We start from the raw sequence: 18,718 nt of genomic DNA on the forward strand, positions 1-18,718 counted from the left end.
GTCGCTGCGGCGGGTGGGTCGCCGGTGCGTTCGGCTCGGGGCACTCATGGCGGTTGCGGGTGGTGCGGTGCGTGTACGGGCTCGGGTCCGTGTGCCCGGGGTGGAAGCGGGTGGTGCGGTGCGTGTCCCGCTCTCCGTGCTCACCGGGCGTGAGCGGGCTGCGGGAAGAGGGGGGAACGCAGCGGACCGAGCCGCTCCTCGCCTATCCGGGCCCGCAGTTGGGGGTCCGTCACGCCGAGACCCGCCTCGGGAGCGAGGGCGAGGACGCCGACCTTTCCGGTATGGCTGTTCGTCTGCACCAGGCGGGCCGCCTCGCCGACCTCGGCCAGTGGGTACACCTCGGAGAGGACCGGCGCGATGCTGCCGAGCTTGAGCAGCCGCATCATCTCCGCCGCCTCGTGGAGGTTCATCCCGTGACTGCCCACGATGCGCTTGAGGTTCATCCAGAAGTACCGGTTGTCGAAGCTGTGGTCGTAGCCGGTACTCGAACCGCAGGTGACGACCGTGCCGCCGCGTCGCGCGACGATGACCGAGATGCCGAAGGTGGCCCGGCCGACGTGGTCGAAGACCACGTGCGGGTCCTCACCGAGCTCCGCCCGGATGGCCCGGCCGAGCCGCTTGGCCAACTCCACCGTCCCGGCTCCGGCCGCGGGCTCGCCGCCGATGCCGATCTCCTCGCGGTTGATCACCACGTCGCAGCCGAGCTTGCGCAACTGCTTTTCCTTGGCTTCGGAGTTGACGACTCCGACCGGGATACCGCCGCCGTTCTTGACCAGTTGGACGGCGAACGCGCCGAGCCCGCCGGTCGCGCCCCAGATCAGAACGATGTCGCCCTGCTTGATGCGGGCGCCCCGGTCGCTGACCAGCATGCGGTACGCCGTCCCGCCACAGAGCGGCACGCAGGCGGCTTCCTCCCACGTCAGATGGGCCGGCTTGGGCAGCAACTGGCTGGCCCGTACGACGGTGTAGTGCGCGAGACCGCCGAAGTTGGTCTCGTACCCCCAGGCCTTCTGGTCGGCACCGAGCATGCCGTCGGAGTGCGTCACCGGGTCCTGTTCGTCCACCACCGCGGCGTTGACGGCCACGTGGTCGCCCACCTTCCAGCGCCGGACCCCGGCGCCGGCGCGTACGATCACGCCGGCCGCGTCGGACCCCACGACCTGGAACGGCTGGTCGTGACGGGCGTGGTAACCACCGGTGCGGGCGTACCGCTTGAGCGCGTTGAACGTGGAGACCGGCGAGAAGGTCGCCGACCAGACGGTGTTGTAGTTGATGGAGCTGGCCATGACCGCGACCAGCACCTCGTCCGGCGCCAGTTCGGGCATCGGCACCCGGTCCACTCTCAACGAGCGGCGTACGTCCTTGTCGGCCACGCCGTCGAAGATGCCGACGTCCTCCTGCCGGATGTGGGCGGCCACGAAGTCCTTGGGAACGGGGGCGCGCTCCAGCTCCTCGGGTGAGGCTCCCCGGAGAACGGCCTCGGTCAGCGAATCCATTTCTGATTCCTCCCGGATCGGTGAGTCGGTGAATCGTGAGGCTTTCGCATTGTTTCCATTCGACGCTACGGCGGTCCTTTTCCGGAACGGAACCCCTATTCCCCGCGCCCCTAGGGGGTGACCTCCGCAAGGGTGCAGAACAAGGGGTGAGGCGGTGAAACCCCAGGTGCCGACCGGTTGGTGGGGGTCATAGGGGGAGGCTAGGGGTAGGCGTGGACGGCCTCGGGGGCAAGGATGTGGGAGGCGACACCAGGGTTTCCGGCGGCCTTCGGAGAAGAATTCCTCGGGCTCATTCCAGCCCGGTCGTCGAATTCCAGGACCGCGGAAAGCGGGACCCGTAGCGCCGGCAACGCTCCGCGCGACGATCGAGAAGGGCTCGGCGATGACGACGACCAGTCAGGGTGCCAACCGCACGGCCGGTGCCGGCCACGGCGGGGGCCGGGCCGTCGCCGTGATCGGGCTGGCGTGCCGGCTGCCCGGAGCCCTTGGCCCCGACTCCTTCTGGGACCTGCTGAGCAAGGGGGCCGACGCGATCCGTCCGCTCCCGGAGGACCGCCGCCCGGCGGCCCCGGGCGGGCGGGGGACCGCCGGAAGCTCCGACGAGGATCTGCCCGGCGGTTTCCTGGACGAGGTCGACCACTTCGACCACGCGTTCTTCGGGGTGTCCCCGCGCGAGGCCGCCGAGATGGACCCCCAGCAGCGTTTGGTCCTCGAACTCGCCTGGGAGGCGCTGGAAGAGGCCGGGATCGTCCCCGGTTCGCTCGCCGGGACCCCGGTCGGCGTCTACCTGGGGGCGATGGCGTACGACTACGCGCTGCTGCGTCACCGCGAGGACGCCGAGCCGCTCACCCGGCACACCCTGGCCGGCCTCAACCGGGGCCTGCTCGCCAACCGGGTGTCGTACCACCTCGGGCTTCGTGGCCCCAGCCTGACCGTCGACTCCGCCCAGTCCTCCGCCCTCGTCTCCCTCCACCTCGCCCACCGGGCCGTCCGGGACGGCGACTGCGACCTCGCGCTGGCCGGCGGGGTCAACCTCAACCTGGCGCCCGACAGCACCTCGGCCGCCGCCCGCTTCGGCGGACTCTCCCCGGACGGACGCTCGTTCACCTTCGACTCGCGCGCCAACGGGTACGTACGGGGCGAAGGCGGCGGTCTCGTCCTCCTCAAACCCCTGGACGCGGCCCTCGCGGACGGTGACCGCGTCCACGGTGTGATCCTCGCCAGCGGGGTCAACAACGACGGTGCGACCGAGGCCCTCACCGTGCCGAGCGCCGATGCCCAGCGGGAGCTGCTGAGGCTGGTGGCGGACGAAGCGGGCATCGACCCGCACGAGGTCCAGTACGTCGAACTGCACGGCACCGGAACCCCGGTGGGGGACCCGGTGGAAGCCGCCGCGCTCGGTGCCGCCTACGGCGTGGGCCGCGCCGCCGGCTCACCGCTCCTCGTGGGCTCGGTGAAGACCAACATCGGCCACCTGGAGGGCGCCGCCGGGATCGCCGGCTTCCTCAAGACCGTGCTGAGCCTGAAGAACCGGCGGATTCCGGCGACCCTCAACCACGAGACGCCCCACCCGCGTATCCCGCTCGACACCCTGCGCCTGCGGGTCCAGCGCCACCTTGGCCCCTGGCCCCGCCCGGACCGGCGGCTGATCGCCGGGGTGAGCTCCTTCGGCATGGGCGGGACCAACTGCCACGTCCTGCTGGCCGAACCGCCCACGCCGGTCCGCCCGTCACCCCGAGCCGGAGTCACCACCGCCGCCACCGCCCGTACCGAGGCCGCGCGTACGGAAGCCGCCGGTACAGCCGCCGCAGGTACGGAAGCCGCCCGTGCGGAAGCCGCCCCTGAGGAATCCGTCCGCGCGGAGGCCGTCCTGCCCTGGACGCTCTCCGCCGCCGACCCGGCCGCGCTGCGGGCCCAGGCCCGTCGGCTCGCCGCGCACGTACGGGCCGACCCGGACGCCACCCCCGACGGTATCGGGCACGCTCTCGCCACCACACGCGCCCTGTTCGACCACCGCGCGGTGGTCCTCGGCACCGACCGTACGAGCCTGCTCGCCGCCCTGGACGCCGTCGCGGCGGGCCACCGCACCCCCGGCGCGGAGACCGGACGCGCCCGCGCGGCCGGAACCCTCGCGTTCCTCTTCCCCGGCCAGGGAAGCCAGCGTCCCGGCGCCGGCCTCGGACTCCACCGCACCGTACCCGCCTTCGCCGGGGCGCTGGACGAGGTCTGCTCCCACCTCGACATCCACCTCGAACGACCTCTGCGCGAGATCCTGTTCGCCGAGCCCGGCACCCCGGAAGCCGCTCTGCTCGACCGCACCGAGTACACCCAGGTCGCGCTCTTCGCCCTCGGTGCGGCTCTCCACCGGGTGCTCGGGCAACACCTTCCGGAGCCGGACTTCGTACTCGGCCATTCCGTCGGAGGTCTCACCGCCGCGTACGCCGCGGGGGTGCTGTCGCTCGCCGACGCGGCGGCCCTCGTCGCGGCGCGTGGACGCCTGATGGGCGAGGCCCGGACCGGCGGGGCGATGATCGCGGTGGAGGCCACGGAAGAGGAGACGGCACCCGTACTCGCCGACTACGCGGGGCGTCTGGCCCTGGCGGCCGTCAACGGCCCCAGGGCCGTGGTGCTTTCGGGAGACGCCGACGCGGCCGAGGAGGCCGCCGCACGGTTCGCCGCCCAGGGGCGCCGCACCCGCGCCCTCAAGGTCAGCCACGCTTTCCACTCCCCGCACATGGACGGCGCGGTGGCGGAGTTCCGCCGGACCGCCTCCGGTCTCGCCTTCCGCCCGCCGACCCTCACCGTGATCTCCGACGCGACCGGGCAGCCGGCCGACCCGGACGAGCTGACCTCCCCCGACTACTGGGCCGAGCACCTCCGGCGCCCCGTCCGGTTCCACGACGCCGTGCGTACGCTGACAGCACAAGGGGTGTCGGGCTACCTCGAGTTGGGACCCGGCAACGTCCTCACCGCGCTGACCCGCTCCATCCTGGCGGCGGACGGCGACACCACCGCGACCGCGGTACCGCTGCTGCGGCCCGGGACGCCCGAACGGCTCGCCCTGCTCACCGGACTCGCCGAACTCCACACGACCGGTACGGACGCCGACTGGTCCGGCTTCTTCGGCGGCACCGACCGCACGGAGCGCGCCACCCTGCCCACGTACGCGTTCCAGCGCCGGCCCTTCCGGTTCGCCACCGCGGCGCGGGCCGGAACCGCCGCGCCGGACACCGTACGGGACCCGGCCCTCCGTGCCGAAGGCCGGGACGAGCCCACGCCGGGCCGGGAGCTCCCGCACGTCGGACGCGCGCCGGACACCGCCGCCCGCCCGGATTTCCTCCGGCTGGTGACCGCCGCCGCCACGGAGGTCCTGGGCAGCGCCTCCACGGACGGGCTCGACACGGACCGTACGTTCAAGGCGCTCGGCCTGGATTCCCTCGGTGCCGTGGAGTTCGCCGACCGCCTCTCCCGCGCGAGCGGGCTCCGGCTGACGCCCACCCTGACCTACGACCACCCCACGCCCCTCGCGCTCGCCCGGCACCTGGAGGCGGAGTCCCGGCGGGAGGCCGCGCCGGAGGTCGCACGGCCGCCCGGGAGAGCGGCGTCGGACGACGACCCCGTCGCCATCGTCGCCACCGCCGGCCGGTGGCCCGGCGGCGCCGACACCCCCGAACAGCTCTGGGACCTGCTGGCCTCGGGCACCGACGCGACCAGCGGCTTCCCGGTCAACCGGGGCTGGCCCGAGGACCTCCACCACCCGGACCCCGACCGGCCCGGCGGATCGTACGTCGCACGGGGCGGGTTCCTGCACGACGCCGACCGGTTCGACGCCGACTTCTTCGGCCTGTCGCCCCGCGAGGCCGAAGCGATGGACCCCCAGCAGCGGCTCCTGCTGGAGACCTCCTGGGAGCTGCTGGAACGGGCCGGGGTGGACGCCGCCGCACTGCGTGGCAGCGGTACCGGGGTCTTCGTGGGCGCGACCCAGCAGGAGTACGGCCCCCGGCTGCACGAGACCACCGGCGACGGTGCGGGCCACCGGCTCACGGGCGCGACCGTCAGCGTCGCCTCGGGGCGGATCGCCTACGCCCTCGGCCTGGAGGGCCCGGCGCTCACCGTGGACACCGCCTGCTCGTCGTCCCTGGTGGCGCTCCATCTCGCGGCCCGGGCGCTGCGCTCGGGCGAATGCGATCTCGCGCTGGCGGGCGGCGTGAGCGTGATGGCCGCACCGGGCATGTTCACCGAGTTCAGCAGGCAGCGCGGTCTGGCCCCGGACGGGCTCTGCAAACCCTTCGCGGCTGCGGCGGACGGCACCGCCTGGTCGGAGGGGGTGGGGCTCGTCCTGCTCGAACGCCTCTCCGACGCCCGCCGGAACGGCCACCGGGTGCTCGCCCTGGTCCGGGGGAGCGCGGTGAACTCCGACGGCGCCAGTAACGGTCTGACCGCCCCGAACGGCCCGTCCCAACAGCGAGTCATCCGACAGGCCCTCGAATCGGCCGGGTTGACCGCCGCTGACGTCGACGCCGTGGAGGCCCACGGCACCGGCACCACCCTCGGGGACCCCGTCGAGGCCCAGGCACTGATCCACACCTACGGACAGAACCGCCCCGAGGACCGGCCGCTCCTGATCGGCTCCCTGAAGTCCAGCATCGGCCACACCCAGGCGGCGGCCGGCATATCGGCGGTCATCAAGATGACCCAGGCCCTCCGCCACGGCTCGCTGCCCGGGACGCTCCACGTCGACCGGCCCACGCCGCACGTCGACTGGAGCCGGGGTTCCGTCGAACTCCTCACCCGCGAGACCCCGTGGCCGGCCGTCGGCCGCCCGCGCCGCGCCGCCGTCTCCGCGTTCGGCATCAGCGGTACCAACGCCCACCTCATCCTCGAAGAGGCACCCGCCGCCCCGCCACAGCCCGCCCGCACCCCGGCCGCGCCCGGCAGCCCCGTCCCCTGGGTCCTGTCGGCCCGTACCCCGCAGGCGCTGAGGGACCAGGCCGCCCGACTGGCCGCGCTGCTCGACCATGACGAGGCACCGGAGGGCCCGAGCGCGACCGACCCCGCCGAAGTGGCGTACGCGCTCGCCCGGAGGCCGTCCTTCGACCACCGGTCCGTGCTGGTGGGCAGGGACCCCGCCGGGCTGCGCGCCGCCGTAAGCGCCCTCGCCCGGGGCGAGTCGGCCGAGGGAGCAGTACGCGGCCACGCCGCCGCCCACGGCCGGGTCGCCTTCCTCTTCACCGGGCAGGGTAGCCAGCGGGTCGGCATGGGGCGGGAGTTGTACGCGGACCACCCCGTCTTCGCCGCCTCCTTCGACGCCAACTGCGACGCTCTCGATGTGCACTTGGCAGGGCACGCGTCGGTTCCGCTGCGCGACGTGATCCACGGCGCCCCGGACGCGCCCGCCGGCCATGGGGGCGAACTGGACCGCACCCTGTACACCCAGCCCGCGCTGTTCGCCCTGGAGGTGGCGCTCTTCCGGCTGCTGGAGTCCTGGGGCGTGCACCCCGACGTGGTGGCCGGACACTCCGTCGGCGAGATCGCCGCCGCCCACGTCGCCGGAGTGCTCGGCCTCGGGGACGCCGCCGCGCTCGTCGTCGCTCGCGCCCGCCTGATGCAGGCGCTCCCCGAGGGCGGGGCCATGATCGCCGTCGAGGCCGACGAGGAGGAGGTGCTGGCCGAACTCGAAGGACTGGCAGACACCGTGGGCATAGCGGCCGTCAACGGCCCCACCGCCAGTGTGATGTCCGGTGAGGAGAAGGAGGTCCTCGCGGCCGCCGAACGCTTCCGTGCACGTGGCCGCCGCACCAGCCGGCTGCGTACCAGCCACGCCTTCCACTCCCCGCTCATGGACCCGATGACCGGAGAACTCGGCGAGGTGGCGGAAGGCCTCACCCACCTCCCGCCCCGCATCCCCCTGCTGAGCGCGCTCGACGGCGAACACTTCACCCCCGAACGCCCGCTCATGCCCGACTACTGGGCGGCGCACGCCCGGGGCCCGGTGCGCTTCCTCGACGTCGCCCGCCGCCTGGAACGCGACAACGTCACCACCTTCCTGGAGCTGGGCCCCGACGCCGTCCTCACGGCGCTGACCCAGGAGGCCCTGCTCGGCAATCGTCCCGAGGCCACACCGCCGCCCGCCCTGGCCTCCCTGCTGCGCCGGGGCCGTCCCGAGCCGGAATCCCTGCTGACCGCGCTCGGCGCCGCCCACACCCGGGGCGCCTCGGTCGACTGGAGCGCCGTCCTCGGCCTCACCGGGCCGAGCCGGGTGGAGCTGCCCACCTACCCGTTCCAGCGCAGCCGCCACTGGGCGGACGCACCCGGACTCCGCGCCCCCTCCGCCGTACCCGCAGGGGACGACCGGTTCTGGGAGCCCGTGGAACGCCAGGACCTCGACGCCCTCGCCGACACCCTCGGCCTCCTCGAACCGGCACACCGCGAGGCACTGGGCACCGTCCTGCCCCGGCTCGCCCACTGGCGGAGCGCACGCGGGCGGGCCGCCGAGGCCGACGGTCTGCGGTACCGGGTGCGCTGGCAGCCGGTACCGGACCAGCCGGCCCCCCCGGCAGGACCGGCCCGCTGGCTCCTGTTCGTACCGGCCGGGCCCACCGACGGCGACCGCCCGTACGACACCTGGGCGCCGCTCCTGGAGAAGGCCCTCACCGGCAGCGGCGCGCGCGTCGACCTGGTCCCGGTGGCGGACCTGCGGGCGGACCGCGACACCTTCGCCGCGCTGCTCGCGGAAGCGACCGGGCGGGCCCCGGCCGAGCCGGTGACCGGAGTGCTGTCCCTGCTCCCGCTCGACCACGGCACGGACCCGGACCTGCCCGCCCTTCCGCGTGGTACGGCCGCCACCACGACGCTTCTCCAGGCGCTGGAGACCACCGGAACCGGGGCCCCGCACTGGGCGCTCACCCGGGGGGCGGTGACCGCCACCTCCGGCGACCGGACGGCCGACCCCACCGGTGCACTCGTCTGGGGGCTCGGCGTGATCGCCGCCGTGGAGAGCCCCGGATGGGGCGGTGTCCTCGATCTGCCCGAAGGCGCGGACGCCCGCGCCGCCGGCCGGGTGGCCGCCGCCCTCACCGGGGGCCACCGGGAAGCCGAACTCGCCGTGCGCCCCGAGGGCCTCCTCGCCCGCCGCCTCGTCCCCGCACCACTGGAAGCCGCCCCCGGCGGCCGTACGACCGGCTGGACCCCGAGCGGCACGGTCCTCGTCACGGGAGGCACCGGGGCGCTCGCCCGGCACACCGCCACCTGGCTGGCCCGCAAGGGCGCCGACCATCTCCTGCTGGTCAGCCGGAGGGGCGGCGAAGCGCCCGGCGCGGACGCCCTGCGCGACGAACTCACCGCGCTGGGAGCCGAGGTGACCTTCACCGCCTGCGACGTCTCCGACCGTGACGCGCTCGCCGGAGTACTGGCCGCGGTGCCCGCCGAACACCCGCTGACGGCGGTCGTGCACACCGCCGCCGTACTCGACGACGCCCTGCTCGACGCCCTCACCCCGGAGCGGGCCGACCGGGTCCTGCGGGTCAAGGCGCTCGGAGCACGCCATCTGGACGAACTCACCCGCGGCCTGCCCCTCTCGGCCTTCGTGCTCTTCTCCTCCGTCACCGGGATCGCCGGCACCCCCGGGCAGGGCAACTACGCCCCCGGCAACGCCTATCTCGACGCCCTCGCCCACACCCGCCGGGCCGCCGGGCTCCCCGCCACCTCGATCGCCTGGGGCCAGTGGGCGGGCGACGGCATCGCCGGCGACGAAGGCGCCCACCGCAACGCGCGCGGCGGGCTGCTCCCGATGGAGCCCGAACTCGCCGTATACGTACTGGAACAGGCCCTGGACCAGGACGAGACCCATCTGGTGGTCTGCCGTGCCGACTGGCAGGCCCTCGCCGCCGGCCGCGCCCACCCGTTGCTGGCGGAGCTGACGGCCGCACCGTCCACCACCGGGACAGCCTCGCCGCAGGAACCCGAACAAAGCGGTCTTCTCGCAGACTTGGCCGGAGCGACGAGCGGACAGGAGCGCCGCAGACTGCTGCTCCGCTTCGTGACGACCCAGGTCGGCGAGGTCCAAGGCGGCAGGCCCGCCGGCTCGGTCGAGATACACCGGGGGTTCAAGGAACAGGGCTTCGACTCCCTCACCACCGTGGAACTGCGCAACCGCCTCAACCGGCACACCGGGCTGAACCTGCCGACCACCGCGGTATTCGACCACCCCACCCCGCACGCGCTCGCCGAGCTGCTCCACGAGCGCCTCGCCCCGGCAGACCGGACGCAGGACGCCGCGGAACACGAACTCAGCGGACATCTCGACCGGTTGGAGGCCCTGCTCGCCTCCCTGCCGCCGGGCGGACCCGAACGCGCGGTGGCGGCGGCCCGGCTGGCCGCGCTGGCGGCGGGCGACCACGGAACGCCCCGCCCGGCCGGCGGTGACGAAAGGGACGTGGCCGCAGGCCTCTCGTCCGCCACCGACGACGAACTGATGGATTTCATCGGCAAGGAGTTCGGCATCGCCTAGGGCATGTGTCGAAAGGCCCGCCTGTCCGGCGGGACGGCGCCACTTTCGGCACACGCCCCGGCGCATGCCCACAGCCGGTCCCTCGCGCCCCTCGCGTCCGGCCCTCCACGACGCACCACCGACCGCCCGGCCCCGGGCGCTCGGCCCACTGCCCGATCCGCTCGGCCTTCACTGCACCGGGCACTCCGCACGAAGGGTGGATTCATGAACGACAGCCGGATGCGGTATCTCCTGGAGCGGGTCACCGCCGAACTCCACGAGACCCGCAAGAAGTTGCGCGACGCCGAGGAAGGCGGCCAGGAACCCGTCGCCATCGTGGGCATGGGCTGCCACTTCCCCGGCGGGATCGACTCCCCGGAGGACCTGTGGCGGCTTGTCTCCGAAGGCGGCGACGTAGTGGGCGACTTCCCCGACAACCGGGGCTGGGACACCTCGGTTCTCTTCGACGCGGACCCGGACCGCCCCGGCACCTCCTCCACCCGGCGAGGCGCGTTCCTCGCGGCGCCCGGCGACTTCGACACCGACTTCTTCGGCATCTCGCCCCGCGAGGCGCTGGCCACCGACCCGCAGCACCGGCTGCTGCTGGAGACGGCCTGGGAGACGTTCGAGCGGGCCGGCATCCGCCCCGACACCCTGCGCGGGAGCAGTACCGGCGTCTTCGTGGGCAGCAACGGCAACGACTACGCGCCCCCGGCCGGAGCCGTTCCCGAGGACCTGGAGGGCTACATCGTCGTCGGCAACGCGGCGAGCGTCGCCTCCGGACGGATCTCCTACACCTTCGGGTTCGAGGGCCCCGCCGTCACGGTCGACACGGCCTGCTCCTCGTCCTCGGTCGCCCTCCACCTGGCCGTACGGTCGCTGCGCTCCGGCGAGTGCGACCTCGCGCTCGCCGGCGGGGTCACCGTCATGACCACCCCCTCCACCTTCGTGGAGTTCTCCCGGCAGCACGGGCTCGCGGCGGACGGCCGCTGCAAGGCTTTCGCCGGTGCCGCCGACGGAACCGGCTGGTCCGAAGGCGCGGGACTGCTGCTCGTCGAGCGGCTCTCCGACGCCCGCCGCCTCGGCCACCGGGTGCTCGCCGTCATCAGGGGCACGGCCGCCAACCAGGACGGCGCCTCCCACGGACTGACCGCGCCGAACGGCCCCGCCCAGCAGCGCGTCATCCGGCAGGCACTGGCCGACGCCCGCCTGACCGCCGGGCAGGTCGACGCCGTCGAGGCGCACGGCACCGGCACCACCCTGGGCGACCCCATCGAGGCGCAGGCGCTGCTCGCCACCTACGGCCAGGAGCACACCGAAGACGCCCCGCTGTGGCTCGGCTCGGTGAAGTCGAACATCGCCCACACCCAGGCGGCGGCGGGGGTGGCCGGCGTCATCAAGATGGTGCAGGCCATGCGGCACGGGGTCCTCCCGAAGACCCTGCACCTGGACGAGCCGTCCCCGCACGTCGACTGGGCGTCGGGCGCCGTCTCCCTCCTCGCGGACCACCGGCCGTGGCCGGAGACCGGGGAGCCGCGCCGCGCGGGCGTGTCCGCCTTCGGCATGAGCGGCACCAACACCCACATCATCCTGGAACAGGCCCCCGAACCCGCGCCCGCCGACAGCGGACCGGCCGGCGAGCCGCACGACGGGACCGAGCCCACCGCCGTACCCCTGCTGCTCTCCGCGCGCACCCCCGCCGCCCTCGCGGCACGGGCCGCCGACCTCGCCGCGTACCTCCGCACCGGACCGGACACCGCCGCCGTCGTCCGTGAACTCGTCGCGGGACGGACCGCGTTCGAGGAACGCGCCGTCGTCGTCGGCGCCACCGGGGCGGAGTTGATCGCCGGGCTCGACGCGCTCGCCTCGGGCGAATCCGCGCCCGGGTCCGTGCGGGGGACGGCCACCGGGGGCGAGCGCCGCACGGTGTTCGTCTTCCCCGGCCAGGGCTCCCAGTGGACCGGCATGGCCCGTGAACTCCTCGACACCGCACCGGTGTTCGCCGACAGTATCGACGCGTGCGCCCGGGCGCTGGAGCCCTGGACCAACTGGTCGCTCACCGACGTGCTGCGCGGGGCGGAGCACGCCCCCGACCACGACCGGGTGGACGTCGTGCAGCCCGCGCTCTGGGCCGTGATGGTCTCCCTCGCGGAGCTGTGGACGTCGTACGGGGTGCGCCCCGACGCGGTGATCGGGCACAGCCAGGGCGAGATCGCCGCCGCGTACGTCGCCGGGGCCCTGACCCTGGAAGACGCCGCCCGGGTGGTCGCCCTGCGCAGCCGGGCCATCGGCGCGCTCTCCGGCGGCGGCGGGATGGTCTCCGTGGTGCTGCCCCTGGCCGAGGCCGAGACGGCCATCGCCCCCTGGGGCGGGCGCATCTCGGTGGCGACGGTCAACGGCCCCACCGCCGTGGTGGTAGCCGGTGAACCCACCGCCCTGGACGAGTTCATCGCGGCCGCCGAGCGGGACGGCGTACGCACCCGCAGGGTCCCGGTCGACTACGCCTCCCACTCGGCCCAGGTCGAGACGATCCGCGAGGAGCTGCTGACCGCCCTCGCGCCGGTCGCCCCGCGCGCCGCGAGAGTCCCCCTCCTCTCCACGGTCACCGGCGACTGGCTCGACACGACCACGATGGACGCGAGGTACTGGTACACCAACCTCCGGCAGACCGTCCTCTTCGAACCGGCCGTCCGCAAGCTGCTCGCCGAGGGCCACGACGTGTTCGTCGAGGCCAGCCCGCACCCGGTGCTGACCTCCGCCGTGCAGGAGACCGCCGAAGCGGCGCACCCCGACGCCGAAGCCGTCGTCACCGGCTCGCTGCGCCGGGGAGAGGGCGGACAGGCCCGCTTCCTCACCTCGCTGGCCGAGGCGCAGGTCCGCGGCGTCGCCGTCGATTGGAACCCGGCGCTCGCCGGGCCGCGTCCGTCCGCGTCCGCCCCGGACGACCTCGCCGGCCTGCCCACGTATCCCTTCCAGCGGCAGCGGTTCTGGCTGGAGAGCGCGAGCGCCAGGGCGGCCGACGTCCCCGGGCTCGGCCTGCGCGCCGCCGGACACCCGCTGCTCGGCGCGTCGCTGCGGCCGGCCGAGGGCGACGGGCTCCTCCTGACCGGGCGCGTCTCCGTCCGTACCCACCCGTGGCTCGCCGACCACACGGTGCTCGACCGCGTCCTCGTCCCCGGCACGGCCCTGGTGGAGCTGGCCGTACGCGCCGCCGACGAAGCGGGCCGCGACACGGTCGAGGAGCTGGTGATCGAAGCGCCCCTCGTGCTGCCGCCCGGCGAGGCCCTCCAGATCCAGGTGGCCGTGGCCGCCCCCGACGAGGACGGCCGCCGCGCGGTGAGCGTCCACTCCCGCCCCCAGGACGCGGCGGACGGCGCGGGCTGGACCCGGCACGCGACCGGACACCTCACCCGTACGGCAGGCCCGGCGCGGTCGGAGGCCGCACCGGTCAGCTGGCCGCCGCCGGGGGCCACCGCGCTCCCGCTGGACGGCCTCTACGACCGGCTCGCTGATTCCGGAGTCGCGTACGGTCCCCGCTTCCAGGGGCTGCGCGCGGCCTGGCGGCTCGGCGACGAGGTCTTCGCCGAGATCGCGCTCGACGGTGAAGAGGAGTCGGCGGCAGGGGAGTTCGGGGTGCACCCGGCCCTGCTCGACGCCTCGTTCCACGCGGCGTCCCTCGGCGCCTCGCCGCAGGCCGGACCGGACGAGGTGCTGCTGCCGTTCGCCTGGAACGGGGTGCGGCTGCACGCCTCGGGAGCGACGGCCCTGCGCGTACGGCTCGCACCCACCGCCGACGGCGGACTCTCCCTGGACGCGACCGATCCGGCGGGCGCTCCGGTCGTCTCCATCGACTCCCTGGTGTACCGCCCGGTGGCGGCAGCCCGGCTCACCTCCGGTCCCGGGGCCGCCGAGCCGCTGTACCGGCTCGACTGGACCCCGCTCCCGCTCGCCGCGCCCGCCTCGGGGCCGTTCGCGCTCCTGCGGCCGGAGGGCGCCGTGTCCCGGTACGCGGACCCGGAAGCCTCGCTGAGGTTCCGCGACCCCGCCGAGGCCGCCGCCGCCGTCCGTGCGGGCGGGAGCCTGCCCGGGCCCGTCCTGTACGAAGTGCCCGCCGACCCCCGGCTCGAGGACGGGACACCCCCGCCGGCGCGGGCGAGGGCGACCCTGGAGCGGGTGCTCGCCCTCGTCCAGGAATGGCTCTCCCACCCCGAACTTGACTCTGTGCCACTGGCGTTGGTGACCACGGGCGCGGTCTCCGCCGTCGGAGAGTCGCCCGACCTCACGACGGCCGCCGTCTGGGGCCTGCTGCGCTCGGCCCAGTCCGAACACCCCGGCCGCTTCCTGCTCATCGACACCGAGCGCGTGGAACAGGGCGTGCCACCCGGTGCGTCCGACCTCGCGGCGGCGCTCGCGACGGCGCTCGACACGGGTGAGACGCAGCTCGCACTCCGCGCCGGCACCGCCCACGCCCCACGACTCGTCCCCGCCTCGACCGAATCCGCACAGACCGGGCGGACTTGGTACTTCGGACCGCCCGAAGGGACCGTCCTGGTCACCGGCGGCCTGGGGCTCCTCGGCAAACTGGTGGCCCGCCACCTCGTCACCGAACACGGCGTACGGCACCTGCTGCTGACCGGCCGACGCGGCCTTGCCACGCCGGGCGCCCCGGAGTTCACGGCCGAACTCACCGCGCTCGGAGCCGAAGTGACGGTCGCCGCCGCCGACGCGGCCGACCGGGAAGCCCTGCGGGCCGTGCTGGACGGCATCCCGGCGGCCCACCCGCTCACCGGGATCGTGCACGCGGCCGGGACCCTGGACGACGGTGTCGTGGGCTCGTTCACCCCCGACCGACTGGCCACCGTGCTGCGCCCCAAGGCCGACGCGGCATGGAACCTGCACGCGCTCACCCGGGACGCCCCGCTCTGCGCGTTCGTGGTGTTCTCCTCGGCGGCGGGCGTCCTCGGTGTCCCCGGCCAGGGCAACTACGCCGCCGCCAACACCTTCCTCGACGCCCTGGTGGCGTACCGCAGGGCCCACGGCCTGGTCGGGACCTCCCTCGCCTGGGGCCTGTGGGAGGAGAGCGGTGAGCTGACCGCCCACCTGGACGACACCGACCACCGGCGCAACGCCCGCCACGGCACCCGCGCCCTCACCACCCCCGAGGGCCTCGCGCTCCTCGACGCGGCCGGGGCGGCCGCCGACGCGCTCCTCGTGCCGGTCGCCCTGCGCCACGGCGCCGAGCCCGGACAGATCCCGCCGGTCCTCCGCGACGTCGTACGGACCCGCAGGCCGGTCGCCCGCCAGGCCGCCGGAACATCGGGTTCCACCCTCGCGGCGCGGCTCCTCCCGCTCGGCGCGGCCGAACGCGAGGAGCTCCTCGCCGATGTGGTCCGCGCGGAGGCGGCGACCGTGCTCGGGCGCTCCGACCGCGACTCCATCGCCTCGGGCCGGGCCTTCAAGGACCTCGGATTCGACTCGCTGACCGCCGTGGACCTGCGTAACCGGCTGGGGGCGGCGAGCGGGCTGCGGCTGTCGCCCACGCTCGTCTTCGACCACCCCACCCCGCAGTCCCTGGCCCGCTTCCTCCTCGCCGAACTGCTCGGTGGACACCCTGAGCCGGCGGCCCCCGCACCCGTGACCGTCCCGTCCGCGGACGCGGACGACCCGGTCGTCATCGTCGGCATGAGCTGCCGGCTGCCGGGCCGGGTGGCCTCGCCCGACGACCTGTGGGACCTGGTCTCCCAGGGCGGGGACGCCATCACCCCGTGGCCCGCCGACCGTGGCTGGGACAACGAGAACCTCTTCGACGAGGACCCCGACGAGCCGGGCCGCACCTACACCCAGCACGGTGGATTCCTGCACGAGGCGGCCGAGTTCGACGCGGGCTTCTTCGGCATCTCGCCGCGCGAGGCGCTGGCGACGGACCCGCAGCAGCGGTTGCTGCTGGAGTCGTCCTGGGAGGCGTTCGAGCGGGCCGGGATCGCGCCGGACTCGCTGCGCGGCAGCCGCACCGGCGTCTTCGTCGGCGTGATGTACAACGACTACGCCTCCCGGCTGCGGGAACTGCCGCCGGAGCTGGAGGGGTACGTGCACAACGGCAGTGCGGCCAGCGTGGCCTCGGGGCGCATCTCCTACACGTACGGGTTCGAGGGCCCCGCGGTGACGGTGGACACCGCGTGCTCCTCCTCACTGGTGGCGCTCCACCTCGCGGCGCAGGCGCTGCGCTCGGGCGAGTGCGACCTGGCGCTCGCGGGCGGAGTCGCCGTGATGGCCTCGCCGTCGGGGATGGTCGCCACCTCCCGGCACCGGGCGTTCGCCCCCGACGGCCGCGTCAAGGCGTACGCGGCCTCGGCGGACGGCACGAGCTGGGCCGAGGGCGTCGGGCTGCTGCTGGTGGAGCGGTTGTCGGACGCGCGGCGGCTCGGCCACCGGGTGCTCGCGGTGGTACGCGGCTCCGCGGTGAACCAGGACGGCGCGTCGAACGGGCTGACCGCCCCCAACGGGCCGGCCCAGCAGCGGGTCATCCGCCAGGCGCTGGCCACCGCGGGCCTCGGCCCCCACGACGTCGACGCGGTGGAGGGGCACGGCACCGGCACCACCCTCGGCGACCCCATCGAGGCCCAGGCGCTGGTGGCCGCGTACGGCGCCGGGCGCCCCGAGGGCCGGCCGCTCTGGCTCGGCTCGCTCAAGTCCAACATCGGCCACACCCAGGCCGCCGCCGGAGTGGCCGGCGTCATCAAGATGGTGCAGGCCATGCGGCACGGCGTGCTGCCCCGGACGCTGCACGTCGACACGCCCTCGCCCGACGTGGACTGGGCCTCGGGCGGGGTACGCCTCCTCACCGAGGAACGCCCCTGGCAGGCGGACGGCCGGCCGCTGCGCGCGGGCGTCTCCTCCTTCGGCGTGAGCGGCACCAACGCGCACGTCATCCTCGAACAGCCCGGCCCCGAGGCGAGCGCCCCCAAGGACGCCCCGCCGAGCGCCTCCCCCGACACCGCACGCACCGAGGACGCCGCCCCGCTGCCCTGGGTGCTCTCCGGCCGGACCGCGCAGGCCGTCTCCGACCAGGCCGCGCGTCTCCTGGAGCTGCTCGACCGTCCCGGCCGGGCCCCGGCCACCGCCGATACCGCTCACGCACTCCTCACCGACCGCTCGCGCTTCGACCACCGGGCCGTCGTGGTCGCCGCGGGCCGCGACGGCCTCGCGGACGGCCTGAGCGCGCTCGTACGGAGCGAACCCGCCGGGAACCTCGTCCGCGGAACCGCCTCCGAAGGCACCCGCACGGTCTTCGTCTTCCCCGGCCACGGATCGCAGTGGGCCGGGATGGCGCGGGGGCTCCTCGACACCGCGCCGGCCTTCGCAGCGCGCATCGAGGAGTGCGCCGGAGCGCTGGAACCCCTGGTCGACTGGTCGCTCACCGATGTCCTGCGGGAGGTCCCGGGCGCACCCGGCCTGGACCGGGTGGACGTGGCCCAGCCCGCCCTGTGGGCCGTACTGGTGGCACTGGCCGCCCAGTGGCAGGCCTACGGCGTGAGGCCGGACGCGGTGGTCGGGCACAGCCAGGGCGAGGTGGCCGCCGCATGCGTGGCGGGCATCCTCACGCTGGAGGACGCCGCCCGCATCGTCGTCGAGCGCAGCCTGATCCTGGCCGGGCTCGTCGGGAGGGGCGGCATGGCCTCCCTGGCGCTGCCGCTCGCCGAGGTCGAGCAACGGATCGCGGCCTGGCCGGGACGGCTCTCGGTGGCGACGGTCAACGGCCCCTCGGCCGCCGTGGTCGCCGGGGACGAGGCGGCACTCGACGAACTGCTCGCCGCATGCGAGGCACGCGGCGAGCGTGCCCGCCGCATCAGGGCGGCGACCGTCGCCGGACACTCGCCGGTGATCGACGAGGTGAAGGACGCGCTCCTCGAACGCCTCGCGTTCGTCACGCCCCGCGAGGGCGAGATCCCGCTCTGGTCGACGGTCACCGCCGCGCTCGCCGGACCCGGGGAGCTCGACGCGGAGTACTGGTACCGCAACATCCGGCAGACGGTTCGGTTCGCCCCCGTCGTGAAGGACCTGCTCGCCGACCGCTGCACCGTCTTCATCGAGGTCAGTCCGCATCCGGTGCTCACCAGCAGCATCCAGGACACCGTGGACGAGACCGGGGGCGCCGATGTCGCGGTGACCGAGACGCTGCGCCGGGACCACGGCGGACTCGACCGCTTCCTCACCTCCGCCGCGGTCGTCCACGCCCGCGGCGTACGGGTGGACTGGTCCCCGGCGTTCGAGGGCCGACGGGCGGGCGGGGCGGAGCGCGTGGATCTGCCCACCTACGCCTTCCAGCGCCGGCGCTACTGGCTGGACGCGGGCACGGCCGCCACCGGGCCGCTCGCAGGGGCCTCCGGCCTCGCCCGCGGCCAGGACGAGGAGGAGGGCCGGCGGGAGCGGCAGGGCCCGGAGTCACGGTTCGCCGCCCTGTCACCCGCGGCCCGCGCCGAGGCCCTGCTCGACCTGGTGGTACGCCAGACGGCCGAGGTGCTCGGACACGAGGACGCCGGGGAGATCGGCGCGGACCACGCCTTCAAGGGGCTCGGCCTGGAATCGCTGACCGCCGTCGATCTGCGCAACCGGCTGGCCGCCGCAGTCGGCGTACGGCTGCCGGCGACCCTGGTCTTCGACCATCCGACCCCTGCCGCTGTCGCCGCGCACCTCGCCACCCTGCTGCCCGACGCCCCTTCCCCGACGGCGGATC

2 protein-coding genes and 1 pseudogene are annotated in these 18,718 nt (G+C 74.7%); 2 read left to right on the forward strand and 1 reads right to left on the reverse strand.

Annotated elements, in window-relative coordinates:
• Positions 1-140: 140 nt before the first annotated feature.
• Positions 141-1,496: a crotonyl-CoA carboxylase/reductase gene (gene ccrA, locus OHT52_RS29335; protein WP_328723195.1), complete on the reverse strand. Its 1,356-nt coding sequence runs from the start codon at positions 1,494-1,496 to the stop codon at positions 141-143.
• Between the two features lie 382 nt (positions 1,497-1,878).
• Between ccrA and OHT52_RS29340 the strand changes: the two genes are divergently transcribed.
• Together OHT52_RS29340 and OHT52_RS29345 are read left to right on the forward strand one after the other, a co-directional pair.
• On the forward strand, positions 1,879-10,005 hold the full coding sequence (locus tag OHT52_RS29340; RefSeq protein ID WP_328723196.1) for a type I polyketide synthase: 8,127 nt from the start codon (positions 1,879-1,881) through the stop codon (positions 10,003-10,005).
• Between the two features lie 300 nt (positions 10,006-10,305).
• Positions 10,306-18,678: pseudogene (locus OHT52_RS29345) on the forward strand (type I polyketide synthase); the annotation flags it as partial.
• Positions 18,679-18,718: the final 40 nt, after the last annotated feature.

The sequence above is a fragment of the Streptomyces sp. NBC_00247 genome, assembly GCF_036188265.1.
Taxonomy (GTDB): Bacteria; Actinomycetota; Actinomycetes; order Streptomycetales; family Streptomycetaceae; genus Streptomyces.

Coding starts and splice junctions, on each gene's coding strand:
- OHT52_RS29340 (WP_328723196.1), top strand. CDS start 1,879: ATGACGACGACCAGTCAGGGTGCCAACCGCACGGCCGGTGCCGGCCAC.
- ccrA (WP_328723195.1), bottom strand. CDS start 1,496: ATGGATTCGCTGACCGAGGCCGTTCTCCGGGGAGCCTCACCCGAGGAG.